Origin of the sequence: Bacillus sp. FSL R7-0166 (assembly GCF_038008935.1) — a bacterium.
In the GTDB taxonomy this organism is placed as follows: Bacteria; Bacillota; Bacilli; order Bacillales; family Bacillaceae; genus Bacillus; species Bacillus altitudinis.
Map to the genome: position 1 here is coordinate 3,621,996 of NZ_JBBPAC010000001.1, position 16,187 is coordinate 3,638,182.

Consider the following 16,187-nt stretch of genomic DNA (forward strand, 5'->3'; position numbering starts at 1 on the left):
AAATCTTGGCCCAACAGAACGACCTATCGGAACATAAACCGATACAATACAAATAACCACTTGCCTCATTACAAGGCAAGTGGTCCACATTTATTTTAGTTCTTGATAAGAAATGAGGCGGTGAATATGTACCGCCAGATACGTAAGTTCGTCATTTGGAATAACAATACTATGCACCTGTTTAATATAATCTTTGATTTTGAAAGCTACATCCATCGCTTGAGGATACAAGTGTGCAATTTGTTCAAACAACTCATTTTCTTGATCTGATAATAATTTATTTGCGTAAAATCTTTCAACAAAGAATTTCACATGTGTAATAAATCGGCTGTAATGAATATTCTCTTGATCCATTTTCATATTCAACGTATAGCGGACGAGATTCACAATACTTCCGATCATCTTGGCATACTTCATGCCATCTTTAGAATCGGACTCTTCACCTAACGCATTAATTAAATGGAAAGCGATATTGGCCGCTTCTTCCTTTGGTAATTGTATGCCCAATGTATTGTTGACTAACTCAAGCGCATAATTACCTACTTCAAATTCTTCGGTATAGTAGTTTTTGATTTCCCAGTATACTCGATTTGTAATATTAATATTCTTCTTGTGCCGTTCTACTGCAAAATTCAAGTGGTCCATCAAGGTAAAATAGACACCAGAATTCAGACTTGAGTTTAAGCGTTTTTCAGCATATTGAACAATATGCTGAGTTAAATCGATAAACTCTTGTGGCATTGAATCTAATAGTTGGAGAAATTCCTTCGCTCTCATGTTATCGACAGACATAAACACTTGATCTGCCTTCTTTTCTTCAATCATTTGACCTGGTTTTTGTCCATAACCAATCCCACGGCCGAATAGAACCATCTCCTGTTGGTTCTGATCTTCAGCCAGAACCACACTCGAGTTTAAAACTTTTTTGATTTTAAACATCGTCATCACCTGTTTTCATGATTGTGGTTTTTCAATCAAGCGATTCACCATTTGTTTCAATGACCTTTTTGTACCAATAAAATGAGTCTTTACGAGAACGTTTTAATGTACCGTTTCCATCGTCATCTTGATCTACATGAATGAACCCGTATCGTTTTGACATCTGTGATGTACCTGCACTAATAATATCAATTGAGCCCCAGCTCGTATATCCGAAGAGGTCAACGCCTTCTTCCACCGCTTCTCTCATTTGGCGGAAATGCTCTTTGAAATAGTTAATACGATAATCATCGTGAATTGATCCATCACTTTCAACAACATCTTTTGCACCCATGCCGTTTTCTACAATGATCAGTGGTTTTTGATAACGATCATATAATTCTATTAAAGAAATTTTCAGACCAACCGGATCAATTTGCCATCCCCAATCAGTAGATGGAAGGTAAGGATTTTTGACCCCACGGATGGTATTTCCATCCGTTTTTTCTAATCCTTCATCAGCTGATTCAGTTAAAGACATATAGTAGCTGAACGAGATAAAATCTACTGTATTTTCTTTTAAAATAGAAAGATCATCTGATTCCATTTGGATATGAATGTTTTTTCTCTCAAGCATGCGCTTGATAAGCGGCGGGTATTCACCAAATACCTGAACATCTGCATAGAAATAGTTTTCTAAGTTTTGTTTCAATGCCCGCTCCACATCATTCGGATGACAAGTGTGCGGATACGTTGTTAATTTTGTCAGCATACACCCTACTTGACTGCCTGGTATGATGCGATGACAATCTGCTGTTACGAGTGCAGAGGCAATGAATTGATGATGGAGTGCTTGATAAACCGTCTCTTCCTCTTTCCCTTCTGGACAGCGATCAGGAATAATTCCTGCTGTAATAAAAGAGTGGCGGTGAATACTATCTATTTCATTAAAGGTCAGCCAATATTTCACATCATGTTTATAGCGTTCAAAACATACATTGGCGAACTTAACAAAGAGATCAACGACTTTTCTTTCAACCCAGCCATTATATTTCACGCTCAGTGCTAACGGCATTTCATAATGTGACAGCGTCACAATCGGTTCTATGTTGTGTTTTTTCATTTCTGCAAATACACGATCGTAAAATTGGAGTCCTTTTTCATTTGGTTCGTTCTCTTCTCCAGTTGGGAAGATACGGCTCCATGCAATAGAAATGCGAAGAGTTTTAAAACCCATTTCAGCAAATAGAGCCAAATCCTCTTTATAGTGATGATAGAAATCAACACCTCTGCGTTTTGGATACTTTTTATCATCTGGGTCTTTCATCGCTCGATCTATATTTTCAGAAGTAACAGCTAGATGCCCTTCATAATCTTCTACACTCAAATTAGACCGGTACATCGCAATATCAGCAACAGATGGGCCCTTTCCATCTACATTCCAAGCGCCTTCTGCTTGGTTGGCGGCAATGGCGCCGCCCCATAAAAATCCTTTTGGAAAACCTTTTATTGTCGTCATATGTTTAGCCTCCTAATTGGGTGATAACCATCAATGTATCTTGGCGATTGACCTCTTGTAATGGCTGTACCTTAATATCATATTGATCTGTATTCGTGATGACAGCAAGCGTAACTGGATCGTATCCTGCTTCCATGATTTTTTCTACATCAAATTCAATGAGTAAATCCCCTGCTTGTACACGATCTCCTGCCTGCACTTTTGGATAAAAATACTGTCCTTCCAACTGTACAGTATCAATGCCAATATGGAATAATACTTCAACCCCTTTGTCCGTTTTCATACCAAGTGCATGGTTTGTTTCGAACAGCAAGGTGACCTCACCATCTACTGGTGCATATAACGCTCCTTCTGAAGGAATAATGGCAATTCCGTCTCCCATGACCTTTGAAGAGAAAATATCATCTTTTACTTCAGCTAGAGAGATCATTTGACCAATCACAGGGCTTTTGAAAGTTTCCCCTGCTCCAATTTGTTCAGCAAATGCATCTTGATCATTTGTCTTTTCTTCTACTTTTTTATCCTTACCTAATACAAAAGCAGCGATAAAAGCAACAACGAAGGAAATGACAGCTCCAATGACAGCAAACATTAGATTTCGTGGAAGCTCATCTGATATAAACATCGACATACTTGCTAATCCAGGACCAACAAGTACAAAAGCTTGTATACCAACTAATCCAATGAAGATCCCGCCAACAAACGAACCAATCATGACACTTCCAAGTACGCGTTTATTTTGAAGTGTCACACCATACAAAGCAGGCTCTGTGATGCCAAAAAATGCTGAAATTCCTGCCGAAATGGCTGTTGATCTGAGTACCTTGTCTTTCGTGCGTAGTGCCACTGCGAAACATGCTCCACTTTCCGCAATATTATGCGCAAGTGATGCTGGTAAATAAAGTGCTTCTTTCCCGAGGTTCCCCATCGTTGTCACTGCATAAGGGACCATTGCTTTGTGCATGCCTGATGCAACCATAAACGGGAGTACCGCTGCTAAAATTGCAACAGCTACCCAGCCTACTGTATTAAACATCGCAAGAATAACGGATGAAAACCCTTGTCCTGCTGTAAAACCAAGTGGTCCTAATAACAGTAACGTAACGGGTACAGTAATGACTAATGACATCATTGGGACAAAGAAAATCCGAATTGGTTTTGGTGAAAATCGTGTGAAGAATTTTTCCATTTGAGCGTAAAGCAATACAGAAAGGATTGCTGGAAACACTTGATACGCATAAGCTATATTTTTTACGTCGAATGACATTAATTGCGCACCTTCAGTAAGCATGGCTGTCATGTTCGGAAGAAGGAGTGCACCGACTGCTGATAATGCGACCAGTGGGTTTACCTTTAGTTTATTTGCCGTTGTGACAGCGACTAGTAATGGCAGGAAGTATAGTGGTGCGTCACCCACCATGTTCAGTATTTGATAGGTTTGGCCTTTTGCATCCACCCATCCTAATAAAGAGAAGAGGAGAAGAAATGATTTTAAAATCCCTCCGCCTGCGATAGCCGGAACAAGCGGCTGGAAGACACCCACAATGAAATCTAATAGAACTGTGCCTGCTTTTCTTTTTTCTTTTGGCTGATTGGATGGCATGCTTTGCCCAGACGAGCTGCCGCCCATTAAATTTGTTACCTGTTGATACACTTCAATCACGTCATTCCCAATGACCACTTGGCATTGTCCTGACATTCTGACAGCTATGACACCTGGTGTTTTTTCTAATGCTGGTACATCTGCTTTTTTCTGATCAATTAGTGTGAAGCGAAGTCTTGTTGAGCAGTGTTCAAGGTGCGCAATGTTTTCTTTACCACCTACATGCTGTAAAACATCTTTGGCGACTTGTGTGTAATCCATTTTTTCTCCTCCTTTTCTCATACATGAGACCTATATTTTGGCAATAAAAAAAGGATCTAAAACGACAAATTAAAGAAATTCATCGTTTTTAGATCCTGCCTGCATGACCAGTCACATGTCTAATTTATTTATATTGGATTTGTTTTTAGTATATATTGATTATATGAAAGCGTCAACATTTATTTTTCTGAAATTTATTAAGGTCTATATACCCAAAATACTTTTCTTTATTTACTTAAAGCAACTCTTTTGTTCCTTCTATCATCAATCAACAAAATGTTTCTCCATAAAAAACCAGATAAGTTGATTCACTCATCTGGTTTAAGATGCCTATTTTCTCTTTTCTTCTGCTTTCTTTTTAAATGCTTTCGCTTGTTTTTCATATTCCTTTTTCGTGACAGCTTTTAACTCTACTGAATCGCCTGTCATGATATATGGTCTAGGGAGTTTTTTAAATTCCTGATACGTGAAAGCTTTTATCTCTATAGTACCGTTAGTCTTTTTAATTGGCAGTTTGATTGATTTTGCATCTCGATCAGTCGAACCTATAATGACACCTCGTTCAATTATAGGATCGTAGCTCATGTCTAAATAGTCTCCACCATCAGTTTCGCCCCCGACCTCTAATTTCATTTCTTTATATGGCTTACAACCATCTTCAGAAACAGTTGTTATTAGAAAAGAGCCGAGCCATCCATTCTCAATATGCATGCTTTCAACTTGTAAAAATAGTTGTTTGTCCTCTGCCGTATATAGAAAACCATATACCTTCGCCACTTTATCCCTGAAGTGTCTCATATTGTCATAAAATCTAGTTTCTGAAGTATCAACTAGATGTTGATGTCGAACTTGAAGTTTTTTGTGATACGAATCTAGCTTTTTTCGATTGATTGCTTTATATATTCTGCTTTTCTTATCACCTTGTTTTTTCACAGATAGGTCTTTACCGGACATTTGAACTTCGTATATGATTGTTTCTTTGCCTTGTTTGACTCGAAATTCATAACCGTTTTCCTTTGAACTCCCGGACACTACATATTGTTTTTTATATATTTTGGGATCCCACCATATTTCTTCTATATACTTTTCATTCAAATGCCCCGTTACTTTGCCTTTATTCTCAGATATCTCAAACCAGCTCATTTTATCCTTCGTTTTATACGCAAATGCATAGGCATGATTCAATGAATTCTTTTGTGCGATTGCTTGATATGCTGTCCAGCCGCCTCCACCTAAGATGAGTACTGCCAGGATAGACACGACCCACATTTTCAGTTTACTCATACGTACCTCCACTCATATATGTTTTGAAAAACCTTCATGATCCCTATTTATTCTGATCGCCCTGAAATCCCATTCACAACAATCATCTGTTCCAACACGATCTACTTTTGCCATTCTTTCGCCTTCTTTTTGAATGCTTCCGTTTGTTCTTGATATTCCTCTTTCGTGACCGCTTTAAATTCTATTGTCCCGCCTGCCATTTTAAAAGGAAATTTAATGTATGTTGCGTCTCGGTCAGTTTCCCCTAAAATAAAACCCTTTTCAATTGCAGGATAAGTACTCAAATCAAACATTATCCCATCTGAAACTCCACCTGCTGTATGTTTCGTTTCTTTATATGGTTCACCACCATCTCCTGGAACCTTTCTCATTAGAAAAGAACCTGCCCATTCAGACTGCATATACATTCGTTTTACTTTTAAAAATAGTTGGTATGAACCATCCTCTGCTGTATACAGATAACCATAAGCGCCTGTTACTTTCTTAATGAAGTTTCGTACATAATCATGAAATCTATTTTCCGTGTCATCCATCAGTTTCTCATATCGAGTATGAATGTCCTGTTGAACAGCACGTAGTTTTTTTTGATCAACTGCTTTGTATGTGATGCTGTGCTTTTCATCTTGTTTTTTCACAAAAAGATTCTTTTCGGCAAGGTGAATTTCATATGTGACCGTTTCTTTCCCTTGCTTCACATAAAATTCGTAACCGTTTTCAATTGATTTCCCAGTTAATTGATATTTGTTGATAAATAGATTGGGATCATAATGCCTTTTCGGATTTTCCTCTAAAATGGTTTCATTCAGATGACCTGTTACTTTTCCGTTTCTTTCCGTTACCTTGAACCAGTTCACACGATCATGAGTCTTATATGCAAAGGCGTAGGGATGATTCAAACCACTCTTTTTTGCGATTGCTTGATAGGCTATCCAGCCGCCTCCACCAATCAGTAGTACCGCCAGAATAGTCATGATCCAGATTTTTGATTTACTCATATGTCCCCTCCAAACTATGATCGTTCACTCTATATGAAGGATTCATCTTATTGATTAACCAATCAGTGATCTCTTCACCTCCTTTCTAGCATTTATTTTTTTCTCATACCTCTTGTATCTGCAGTTATACATCGTTTATTATATATCTAAATGATATATCTTTTAGATAGGTGTGTTGATCAATGAAAAAATACAATGATACGACGTATGCGATTTTGGGGATTTTAACGACAGATTGTAAGTCTGGGTATGAAGTGAAGCAATTAATTGATAGGAGCTTGCATCACTTTTGGAAAATTAGTTATGGACAAATTTATCCAGCTTTAAAGTTAATAGTCGAGGAAGGGCTTGCGAAGGTTTCACCCGCTTCTACAACTGGGCGCTCAGACAAGCGGGAGTATCATCTGACTGAAAAAGGGCTGGACACGTTGAGGCAATGGCTGGCGCAGCCGCTCGATCAAGTACCATCAGAACGAAATGAAGTGTTATTAAAGTTATTCTTTGGTCAATATCTTTCGTTTGAGAAAAAATTGGTGCTTTTACAGGATTATGAGAGGCAGCTCCGTATCCGTTATGAGACATATGTTGCGATTGAACAAAACATTCAAGAGCTGTATCCAGATGAAGCTGATGCGAAGTATTGGCTGTATACGTTAGATTACGGAAAGAAAGTGGCGCAGGCTGGAATTGATTGGTGCGTGGAGACCTGTGAATCGATGAAGAAAGAAGGATGAACAAATGAAAAAAAATATACGTGCTGGCAGGTATACAACAGACAATTCTGAGCCGATTGTTGTGTTCATTATCGGAATGAGAATCAATAAACGCTGGGCTGTCCATCAATGGTTGCCAGTATTTAAGGCGATGCCGGGGATGATCAAAGAACTTTATACACATCAAGAAGAACTTGGTTTTCTCGGGACAGAAAATTACTTCGGTTTACGCACCACCACCATGATCCAATATTGGAAATCAACAGAGGACCTCCTTGCCTACGCCAAGATGGAGAAGCATTTGGCTGCTTGGAAAGGATTTAACCAAAAAGCACGAAATAATGACGCGGTCGGAATTTATCATGAAACGTATCAAATTCAAGCCGGCTCATATGAATCTATCTACGTGAACATGCCTTCATATGGATTGAGCCAAGCTAAAGCACCCATCCTAATTGGAAAAGGGAAAGGAAAAGAAACCGCAAAAGAACGCCTTTCTACAACAAATTCCTAGAGCTGATTCTCTAGGAATTTCTTTTTGCAACCATCACAAAATGTTTTAATATACGGGCAGTTAATCCCCAAATGGTGTAACGATCGTAATCATAAAACCACTCCTCAATCGAACGACTCCCCCAGCTGTATTTTTCACCATTCATGATTTTTTCATAAGGAAAGTCCTCTCCTGGTGTTGGCTGCACTGATACATGGTGTAAGTACGGTTCGTATTGGCTGAGCCATGATAGAGGCACAGTAAAGGTCTCCTCTACTTCTTCTTGATTAAAGGAATGTTTGACCTGCTGTTCATCAATGATTCCGACAAATGGATATACCACAAAGGATGGAGAGGCAATATAAGGACTGAGCTGTCCTAACACCTTGACGGATTCGGGCGGAATCCCTAGTTCTTCATATGTTTCCCGCAGTGCAGCTTCTTGTGCGGTTTCGCCGCCGTCGAGTTTGCCTCCTGGGAAGCTAATATCGCCAGGCTGTTTTCTCATCGTCAGTGATCGCACTTCAAATAAAACATGCCATTCCCCGTCTACTTGCACCAAAGGGACAAGGACTGCCGCTTTGAACGCTGTCTCTTCTCCGATAAATAGCGGCTGTGATTGATGTAAGTCACTTTTTAATTGATCAATGAACATGGGCATCACCTATTTTCTGTTTCTCTTTTCTTTAGCGTATCATTGATTCTCTTTTGAATAAAGGCGATCTTTTGACAATTATTTTTATCATTTTGACAACTATACTTGTCAAAATGAATATAATACTTTACAATCAAGATAACATTTTGATCAGAGTTGAGGTGACAGAATGAAAAATCGGCTAAAAGAGCTGCGGGCGCGTGATGGTTTAAACCAAACGGAGCTTGCGAAACGGGCAAAGGTTTCCCGCCAGACGATCAGCTTAATGGAACGAGATGAATTAATGCCGTCTCTCTTACTTGCTATGAGGCTTTCACGTATTTTTCAAGAACCCATTGAACAAATTTTTCTATTCGAGGAGGATGAACTCACATGAAAACTGTATACAAAATGCTCTTAGGTGCTCTCCTTGGTTTTCTCGGTGCTTACTGTTTGCTGGCTGCCGAATTTGAGCTGACACTTCTGCAAGCTGCATTTGAAGCGACTCTTGTCATCACTGGCTTGACAGTTCTATTCATCATTTATTGTTTTTCAGGCATTTCACGCATGAAGAAAAGAGTCTCTCTTTCAGTATCTGGTGATGAGGAAGATGAACTAGAGGTAAAACAGTACCGAACCTTTACTGATGTAACGTTAGCTAATACGGTGAGTACCATTTTATCGATTATTGCAATTGGAATTTCCATCGTAACCGAGCAGCCACTCTGGCTGATTCTCGCAAATGCTGCCTTATTTTTGATCACCGTCATTCTTTCTTATGCATCGATCTCTGTCCTAAAGCTCGTCTATCCTAATCGTCACCTACCTAGTCCAACCGATAAAGATTATGGCAAAAAACTGCTCGCCATTTCTGATGAAGGCGAAAAGCATGTGATGCTCGATGGGCTTTTTCACACTTTCCAAATGATGAATATTTTATTGACCGGTGCCATGTTTATTTTGATTGTCTATTCTCTTGGCGCCAATCACTCTCAGCTCTTCTCCATCATCGTCGTTGGACTTGTTCTGATCATTCTTAATGCATACTATATGTTGAAGATTCGAAATCGTTAAATAAGCAAAAGCACAGACCTTTAAAAAGGCTGTGCTTTGAGTAAATGGCGGAGTATTCAATTTGAAATGAATGAGTTGATCAACTTCTTTCATTTTTAGTTGATAACTTATTTACAAAATATGAAATAAATATACCAACAAGAATAATATTAAAGATGTTGCCTATAATAAATTCAAACATTGGAATATATGCAATATTCCCCTCGTCAACTTGGATGATCGGGTAATTATAAAAGGGTTCTAATCCTTTATATAAGATTAAAAGAGTGCCATCACCCTTATACTCACCACTATAATGATATTCGAAGTGATAATTATAAATGTAAAAAGACCCGAAAACAGCACCAATGATAAAATTAAAAAAGACATAAATAAAAATGAAATTTGCTAAATGCATAAAAGTAGATTTAAAAATGTCCATTACACTTTTTAGAAATAAATAAGAATATAAAGCCGTAAAAAAAACTATTATTGCTATCATGTTAACGTTAGACACATTCTCTAAAAACTTTAATAAAAGAACAAGAGGATACAATATCATTATACTTAGCTTAGTACCGTATTGTGCAACATTGACCTCTTGCTTATCATTTTTATATGCTAAAAGGAAAGCGACAAGAATCAGAAATAATAATCCAACATAAAAATATAACTTTTCAAATTTAAAATGCTGAACAAATAGAAGAAGGAAAAACGAAAAAAGGATCCCCCAAACAGTAAGTTTCCGCAAACTATTAATAAAGAGAGATTTTATCACAGCTCTCTTTATTAATATTTTTAAATCAACCCATTTTAAGTTACCTTTAAAGTTAATTCCTCTCCAATTTACACCACGGAAAAACTTCAAAATGATTTTATAATACCTTTCCATATAAAATAAACTTGTTATTATTACAGGTATTAATAGAAGTATAAAAATAACACCAAATAATATTATACCCAATCTTATCCTCCTCCCCCTAAATATTTCTAAGATTATTACGATTCATAAGAAAAAAGGATTCAAAAAAAAAAGCCTATTACGGCTTTTTCATTAAACAACACGGCGTTTCTTTCGTGCATAAATCAAAAATAGAAACCCAAACCATACGGGTGTCAATAACAGAGCTGGACGTGTAGCATCAGCGAAAAGCATGATGACAAGAATAGCAGCAAAGAGCACAAGAACCGCTATATTCACAAAAGGTGTAAATGGCGCTTTAAAGGTAGACGCCTTATGCAGTTCAGGACGTGTCTTCTTATATTTCAGATGGCATATTAAAATAATACTCCATACCCAAATGAAACAAATGGCACTAATCGTAGTCACAATACCAAAGGCTTGTTCAGGAATCAGCTTGCTTAAAAGAGCCCCTACTGACACCACAATCGTCGACACAAACAGGGCATTACTTGGAACAGCATGTTTATTCAGACGGCCAAAAGATGCCGGTCCTTGTTTTTGATGACTGAGATTATACAAAATTCGGCTCGTTGAAAACATACCGCTATTACAAGCAGACGCCGCAGATGTCAGGACGACAAAGTTGATGAGTCCCGCTGCTACTGGTATTCCAATGAGCCCAAAGGTTTTCACAAAAGGACTTTCTGATGCACTCAGTTCTGTCCATGGGTTGATGCATAGTAATACAAAAATCGCACCTACATAGAAAAATAGAATTCTTAATGGAATTTTATTAATTGCAGACGGGATATTTTTTTGCGGATTCGCTGTTTCTGCTGCTGACACACCGACAAGTTCCACGCCCACATACGCAAAAATCACCATCTGGAATGACAATAAGAAGCCTGTCACACCATTTGGAAATAATCCTCCGTGTGACCACAGATTCGTTACCGTCACGGGCCCTGCATCTGTTTGAAAACCAATGATTAACAGGACAATTCCAACGCCAATCAACAGTAATATCGTAATCACTTTAATAAGTGCAAACCAAAATTCCATTTCTCCAAAAAGCTTCACCGTTAATAAATTAAATCCTAGCAAAATCAATAAACAAATAATAGCAGGAATCCACTGCGGAATATCAAACCAGTACTGCACATACACCCCGACCGCAATAACATCCGCCATCGCTGTCATAATCCAGCAAAACCAATACGTCCATCCTGTCACAAAGGAAGCCCATGGTCCAAGATAATCCTCTGCTATATCCGTTAAAGACTGATAGCCCGCCTTAGATAAGAGCAATTCTCCAAGTGCCCTCATGACAAAAAAGATGGCCATTCCGACAATTAAGTACGCAAAAATGATCGATGGTCCAGCCAATTGAATGGCCTTTCCAGACCCTAAAAACAGCCCAGTTCCAATCGTTCCGCCAATGGCAATTAATTGAACATGACGGTTTGATAAATCTCGCTTTAACTCTTGTTGTGCCAATTTCAACACCCTCCTACGACACGATCCTATACTGAAATAATGAACTCTCAAAAAGTCCATAAAAAAAGAGATTGGATGCGCTCCAATCTCACGGTCATAAAAGAATAGCAAAATAGAGAAAAGCAATACACAGTATGATCCATGCATCACAAATACAATATTTCGTACTCTTCTGTCCTTTTGCCTGAGATTGTGAACCCTTCGGCGCCGCACATACATGCGGTCTCTCCAGAAGCTGCTCCTGCCATAGTGTGACCCACAGCAATCATAGCCTTCGATATTTACTTTAAATGTTGCTATTTCTGAATAATTTTATATTTTACGCCTCTAAAAGAAAGCTGTCAATGGTAATCTTTTAAGATGTTGTCTCCTCCTTATCTGAAGCTGATATGACATCACTTCATCAACACCCCTTGATTAAGGTATAATGAAACAAAGAATGTTCGGCTCGTTTAGTGGAGACATCCATCTTGATGATGAACCATAGTTAGGCAATCCAATGAAGTTGGTGAAGACAAATGAAAAAAATGAACAAACAGCGTGTGACATTACAAGAAGTCGCTCGGCATGCCGGTGTATCGACTTCAACGGCCTCACTCGTTGTTCGCAACAACCCTAGGATCTCTGAAGCCACCCGGAAAAAAGTGCTGCAATCCATGGAGGATTTGGGATACGTGTACGATCGCGTCGCTGCTAACATGCGGTCGAAAAGTTCAAATATTGTAGGTGTGATCGTCACGGATATTTCAAACACCTTTATTTCTGAATTTTTAATCGGTGTGCAAACCACACTTGAATCACTTGGCTATACCGTTTTACTTGGGACAACCTTTGATAGTGTAGATAAGCAGGAGCGGCTCATCTCCACAATGGTAGAGCACCGAGTGGGTGGAATTATCTTAAATCCAGCATCGAAAAGTTCGACACGAACGGTCAAACAATTAAACAACATTCGCACACCAAAAGTATTGGCAAATCGTGAATTAGCAGATGTCCATTGTGATTATGTCGGTGTTGATTATGAACAAGGCACTTGGATGGCGGTCCGTCATCTTCTTCAAAAAGGACATCGCCGCATCGCCTTCTTAGGTGGAATCAAATCCTCCTCAACTTGGATTGAACGGATGAAAGGGTTCAAAAGAGCCCATGATGATGAAGACTTAACGATAGATGAATCTCTTATTATCGATATGGTGCCTACCCGTGAAGGCGGGAAAGAAGCCCTTGCCCAAGTGATTGACCTTCCCGAACCACCTACTGCTATTTTTTGCTTCAGTGATTTAGTGGCGTTTGGGGTGATTCAAGAATTGGCAGCGCGTGACATCAAGCCTGGTGAAGACATTGATGTAGTTGGGTTCGATAACATCCCTGAAGCGGAGATGTATCACCCGCCGCTCACCACAGTCTCATCATTTCCACGATCCATTGGAGTCAAAGCAGCCAACCTTTTGTATCATAAAATGAACGAGCAGGATGAAGAACTGCAGCGATTGATATTAAAGCCTCAACTTCATATTCGAGAAACCTCGACATGATCATGAAAAGGAGAATTGCAAAGCGATTCTCCTTTCAGATTGTTGACAAAGGGCTAAAATGAACTTTATTTTAGCCCTTTGTCTTCTTTTCAGCGTGATAGAAAACCTTTGCAGTCTAGGAAGGACGAGCACCGGAGCAGAGCGAATTTGACATTCGTGAGCACCGGAGCGCAGGACTGACAAAGAATGCGAGGGTTTGTCTACACGCTGAAAGGAGAATTGCAAAGCGATTCTCCTTTTTTTATTGAGCAAGTCAACTATTTCTTTATTACATTTTTCTTTTTTTAAATCGCAAAGTCATAAACTTGACACATTTTATACACAGGAGTATATTTATCTCGTTGCTTCTTTTAGTATATCGTTATACCTTTTGTGAACATATCGTTATTTATGATATCAACTACAGTTAAAGATGGATCTTTTGATTCTGATCAAATCGAGGAAGTCCATCAACTTATGATAACTGTTATTATTTTTAATTATTTAGTAGAACGATGTACTTATTTGAAGAACAGATGAATATTCATTATTTTTTCATCAATCACACAAGGGGTGTTGTGATGGACTTAATATTATTTACGTTTAAGGAAATAACAAAGGGTAACAAGAATTTGGCCCGAACAGGGTTTCAAATATAGGAGTGGGAACATGAAAAATCCATACATTAAATCATCACTTGGCATGTATTTAAACTACTTCATGCTAGGCATGATCAATATTATTGTGGCATCAAACATGGAAAGCTTATCTGAACGCTACCATGTAGATATTCCAAAAATCAGCTTGCTTGTATCAGCAATCGGGATCGGTAAATTAATTGCTCTCTTTTTCTCTGGCCGGCTTGCAGACAGCTGGGGGCGAAAACCTGTCATTATTACAGGTAACTTTCTTTACTTATTATTCTTAATTGGGATTCCAACAACGACCAATTATACATTGGCTTTCATTTTTGCCATTTCCGCAGGGATTGCAAACTCATTGCTTGATTCAGGAACATATCCTGCTTTGACAGAGTCATTTCCTAAAAAAGCAAGTTCAGCTTCTGTATTAGTGAAGGCGTCTGTATCAATTGGTGCGACTGTTCTTCCATTTATCTTGGCATTCCTTATTGCACATGACATCTTCTGGGGCTGGGCATTCTTTGGTCTAGGACTTCTTTATTTACTTGTAGGCATTTACTTGATCTTTATGCCGTTCCCAGATCATAAACAAACGGCTTCTCAAAACGATCTTCCCGTTCAAGAGCAAATGAAGGAAGAACCGAAAATGTTTGGTGAAGGTCTAGCTGTTGTACTTATGGGATTCACGTCTACTGCATTATTTGTTGTATGGCAAACTTGGCTTCCACAGCTCGGGTTGAAATTGATTGGGCTTGGCTCAGGACAAGCGACGCAGCTTCTTTCTTATTTTAGTATTGGTGCACTCGTATCTGTTCTATTGCTTTCAATCGTATTAGATAAATTCATTTCACCAATTATGGTCGCTATTATTTACCCAATCGGGGCATTCCTTGCCATGCTTTCACTATTTCAAATTGAAACGTACGGCATTGTCATTGTTAGTACCTTTTTCTTAGGATTATTTACAGCCGGCATTTTCCAGTTGGCGATGAGTATTATGATGAAATTATTCCCTACAAACAAAGCAACGGCTTCATCATATGTCAACATTGCGGCAAGTTCAGCGTTTATCCTTGTTCCGCTGATTACAAGCGGACTCGTTAGCACGTACGATATTAAAATGACTTTATTCTTCGATATGATCATTGCGGTCATCAGCGTATTGTTAGCAGTCTTTGTTTTACGACGCATGAAAAAATTGTTTAGATAATTAAAGGAGATGTCAATCATGACAAACATACACGAACGTAATATTGATGGAAAAACAAAATTAGTCGGTCTTCTTGCAACACCAATCGGGCACAGCCTGTCACCACGGATGCACAACCTTGGCTATACACTAACAGGAATCAACTATGCTTACCTTGCTTTTGAGGTAGGAAATGATGAACTAGAAGCAGCAGTAAACGGGATGAAAGCAATGGGTGCAGCTGGATTTAACGTATCCATGCCGAACAAAATGAAAGTACTTGATTACTTAGATGAACTAGATGATTCTGCAAGACATACTCGAGCAAGCAACACAGTTGTAAACAAAGATGGCAAGCTGGTTGGCTACAACACAGATGGTCTTGGTTACGTAAGAAACTTAATTGAACATGGCGTTGAATTAGCTGGACAAAAGGTTACACTCGTTGGATCTGGCGGCGCTGCAACTCCGATTGCCATTCAGCTTGCACAATCAGGTATTCGTGAAATTAGTATTTTTGCTCGTAATGATCAATACTTTGTTCAAGCAGAGGAAAATGTAAATTACATCAACAACGAAATGAAATCATTCGGTGTCAAAGCGAATATCTTCCCACTTGAAGACAAAGACGCTTTCCGTCGTGAAGTAGCTGAAAGTGCGATCTTAGCAAACGGGACAAGCCTTGGCATGAAACCATTAGATGAGCTTAGCATTATTGACGATACCCTTGATGTATTACGCAAAGACTTAATCGTGACAGATGTCGTCTACAACCCGCAAAAAACAAAACTTCTTGCTCAAGCACAAGAAGCTGGTGCCAAAACGATTAACGGTCTTGGCATGATGCTATGGCAAGGTGCCCTTGCGTACAAACTGTTTACTGGCGAGGATATGCCTGTTGAACAAGTGAAACAAATTCTATTTGAAAATGACCGTTTCTAAACGAAACACAGAAAAAAGACGACCTCC

General features: G+C 38.8%; 15 protein-coding genes and 1 riboswitch. Of the genes, 7 read left to right on the top strand and 8 right to left on the bottom strand.

All coding sequences use genetic code 11. The features are described 5' to 3' along the window. Positions 1-90: 90 nt before the first annotated feature. The 5 genes from NST01_RS18780 to NST01_RS18800 all read right to left on the bottom strand — a co-directional run bounded on the left by NST01_RS18780 (position 91) and on the right by NST01_RS18800 (position 6,580). On the bottom strand, positions 91-939 hold the full coding sequence (locus tag NST01_RS18780; protein WP_008347382.1) for a PRD domain-containing protein: 849 nt from the start codon (positions 937-939) through the stop codon (positions 91-93). A 31-nt stretch (positions 940-970) separates the two neighbouring features. Next, complete coding sequence (locus tag NST01_RS18785; protein WP_065461409.1) at positions 971-2,437, bottom strand: glycoside hydrolase family 1 protein; 1,467 nt, start codon at positions 2,435-2,437, stop codon at positions 971-973. A gap of 4 nt (positions 2,438-2,441) precedes the next feature. Then, complete coding sequence (locus tag NST01_RS18790) at positions 2,442-4,301, bottom strand: beta-glucoside-specific PTS transporter subunit IIABC (RefSeq protein WP_017368397.1); 1,860 nt, start codon at positions 4,299-4,301, stop codon at positions 2,442-2,444. Positions 4,302-4,631: 330 nt separating this feature from the next. Beyond that, on the bottom strand, positions 4,632-5,585 hold the full coding sequence (locus NST01_RS18795; protein ID WP_017368398.1) for a hypothetical protein: 954 nt from the start codon (positions 5,583-5,585) through the stop codon (positions 4,632-4,634). Positions 5,586-5,686: 101 nt separating this feature from the next. Then, entirely contained in the window at positions 5,687-6,580 is an 894-nt protein-coding gene (locus NST01_RS18800; protein ID WP_341042424.1) for a hypothetical protein, read from the bottom strand. Positions 6,581-6,762: 182 nt separating this feature from the next. On the opposite strand from NST01_RS18800, the gene NST01_RS18805 reads away from it, so the two are divergent. Continuing rightward, a complete protein-coding gene (locus NST01_RS18805; protein ID WP_008347390.1) occupies positions 6,763-7,314 on the top strand; it encodes a PadR family transcriptional regulator in 552 nt (183 codons plus the stop codon). A 4-nt stretch (positions 7,315-7,318) separates the two neighbouring features. Then, positions 7,319-7,807: a DUF4188 domain-containing protein gene (locus NST01_RS18810; RefSeq protein WP_017359934.1), complete on the top strand. Its 489-nt coding sequence runs from the start codon at positions 7,319-7,321 to the stop codon at positions 7,805-7,807. A 10-nt stretch (positions 7,808-7,817) separates the two neighbouring features. Here the strand turns inward: NST01_RS18810 and NST01_RS18815 are convergent, their stop codons facing one another. Further along, positions 7,818-8,441, bottom strand: coding sequence for an NUDIX hydrolase (locus tag NST01_RS18815; protein WP_008347394.1), 624 nt, complete (start codon positions 8,439-8,441; stop codon positions 7,818-7,820). A 169-nt stretch (positions 8,442-8,610) separates the two neighbouring features. Here NST01_RS18815 and NST01_RS18820 point away from each other — a divergent pair, with 169 nt between their 5' ends. Continuing rightward, the gene (locus NST01_RS18820; RefSeq protein WP_025208285.1) at positions 8,611-8,817 is read left to right on the top strand and encodes a helix-turn-helix transcriptional regulator; all 207 of its coding nucleotides are present in this window, start codon (positions 8,611-8,613) and stop codon (positions 8,815-8,817) included. After that, a complete protein-coding gene (locus tag NST01_RS18825) occupies positions 8,814-9,494 on the top strand; it encodes a DUF3169 family protein (RefSeq protein ID WP_076821448.1) in 681 nt (226 codons plus the stop codon). Before NST01_RS18820 ends, NST01_RS18825 begins: the two co-directional genes overlap by 4 nt. Positions 9,495-9,573: 79 nt before the next feature. Here the strand turns inward: NST01_RS18825 and NST01_RS18830 are convergent, their stop codons facing one another. After that, positions 9,574-10,437 (bottom strand): hypothetical protein, encoded by an 864-nt coding sequence (locus NST01_RS18830; protein ID WP_341042428.1) that lies wholly within the window; start codon positions 10,435-10,437, stop codon positions 9,574-9,576. Positions 10,438-10,527: 90 nt separating this feature from the next. Beyond that, the gene (locus NST01_RS18835; protein WP_191219039.1) at positions 10,528-11,874 is read right to left on the bottom strand and encodes an amino acid permease; all 1,347 of its coding nucleotides are present in this window, start codon (positions 11,872-11,874) and stop codon (positions 10,528-10,530) included. A gap of 162 nt (positions 11,875-12,036) precedes the next feature. After that, a riboswitch (glycine riboswitch) is annotated at positions 12,037-12,116 on the bottom strand. Between the two features lie 276 nt (positions 12,117-12,392). Here NST01_RS18835 and NST01_RS18840 point away from each other — a divergent pair. The 3 genes from NST01_RS18840 (at position 12,393) to NST01_RS18850 (ending at position 16,160) form a co-directional block, all read left to right on the top strand. Beyond that, positions 12,393-13,409 (top strand): LacI family DNA-binding transcriptional regulator, encoded by a 1,017-nt coding sequence (locus NST01_RS18840; protein ID WP_125589233.1) that lies wholly within the window; start codon positions 12,393-12,395, stop codon positions 13,407-13,409. A 648-nt stretch (positions 13,410-14,057) separates the two neighbouring features. Continuing rightward, complete coding sequence (locus NST01_RS18845) at positions 14,058-15,239, top strand: MFS transporter (protein ID WP_017359938.1); 1,182 nt, start codon at positions 14,058-14,060, stop codon at positions 15,237-15,239. Positions 15,240-15,257: 18 nt separating this feature from the next. Next, the gene (locus tag NST01_RS18850; RefSeq protein ID WP_017368407.1) at positions 15,258-16,160 is read left to right on the top strand and encodes a shikimate 5-dehydrogenase; all 903 of its coding nucleotides are present in this window, start codon (positions 15,258-15,260) and stop codon (positions 16,158-16,160) included. Positions 16,161-16,187: the final 27 nt, after the last annotated feature.

What these genes read in the sequence shown, in the direction of transcription:
- NST01_RS18795 (WP_017368398.1), bottom strand. Translation starts at nt 5,585, where the DNA reads ATGAGTAAACTGAAAATGTGGGTCGTGTCTATCCTGGCAGTACTCATC.
- NST01_RS18840 (WP_125589233.1), top strand. Translation starts at nt 12,393, where the DNA reads ATGAAAAAAATGAACAAACAGCGTGTGACATTACAAGAAGTCGCTCGG.
- NST01_RS18810 (WP_017359934.1), top strand. Translation starts at nt 7,319, where the DNA reads ATGAAAAAAAATATACGTGCTGGCAGGTATACAACAGACAATTCTGAG.
- NST01_RS18850 (WP_017368407.1), top strand. Translation starts at nt 15,258, where the DNA reads ATGACAAACATACACGAACGTAATATTGATGGAAAAACAAAATTAGTC.
- NST01_RS18805 (WP_008347390.1), top strand. Translation starts at nt 6,763, where the DNA reads ATGAAAAAATACAATGATACGACGTATGCGATTTTGGGGATTTTAACG.
- NST01_RS18785 (WP_065461409.1), bottom strand. Translation starts at nt 2,437, where the DNA reads ATGACGACAATAAAAGGTTTTCCAAAAGGATTTTTATGGGGCGGCGCC.
- NST01_RS18790 (WP_017368397.1), bottom strand. Translation starts at nt 4,301, where the DNA reads ATGGATTACACACAAGTCGCCAAAGATGTTTTACAGCATGTAGGTGGT.
- NST01_RS18800 (WP_341042424.1), bottom strand. Translation starts at nt 6,580, where the DNA reads ATGAGTAAATCAAAAATCTGGATCATGACTATTCTGGCGGTACTACTG.
- NST01_RS18820 (WP_025208285.1), top strand. Translation starts at nt 8,611, where the DNA reads ATGAAAAATCGGCTAAAAGAGCTGCGGGCGCGTGATGGTTTAAACCAA.
- NST01_RS18815 (WP_008347394.1), bottom strand. Translation starts at nt 8,441, where the DNA reads ATGTTCATTGATCAATTAAAAAGTGACTTACATCAATCACAGCCGCTA.
- NST01_RS18780 (WP_008347382.1), bottom strand. Translation starts at nt 939, where the DNA reads ATGTTTAAAATCAAAAAAGTTTTAAACTCGAGTGTGGTTCTGGCTGAA.
- NST01_RS18825 (WP_076821448.1), top strand. Translation starts at nt 8,814, where the DNA reads ATGAAAACTGTATACAAAATGCTCTTAGGTGCTCTCCTTGGTTTTCTC.
- NST01_RS18845 (WP_017359938.1), top strand. Translation starts at nt 14,058, where the DNA reads ATGAAAAATCCATACATTAAATCATCACTTGGCATGTATTTAAACTAC.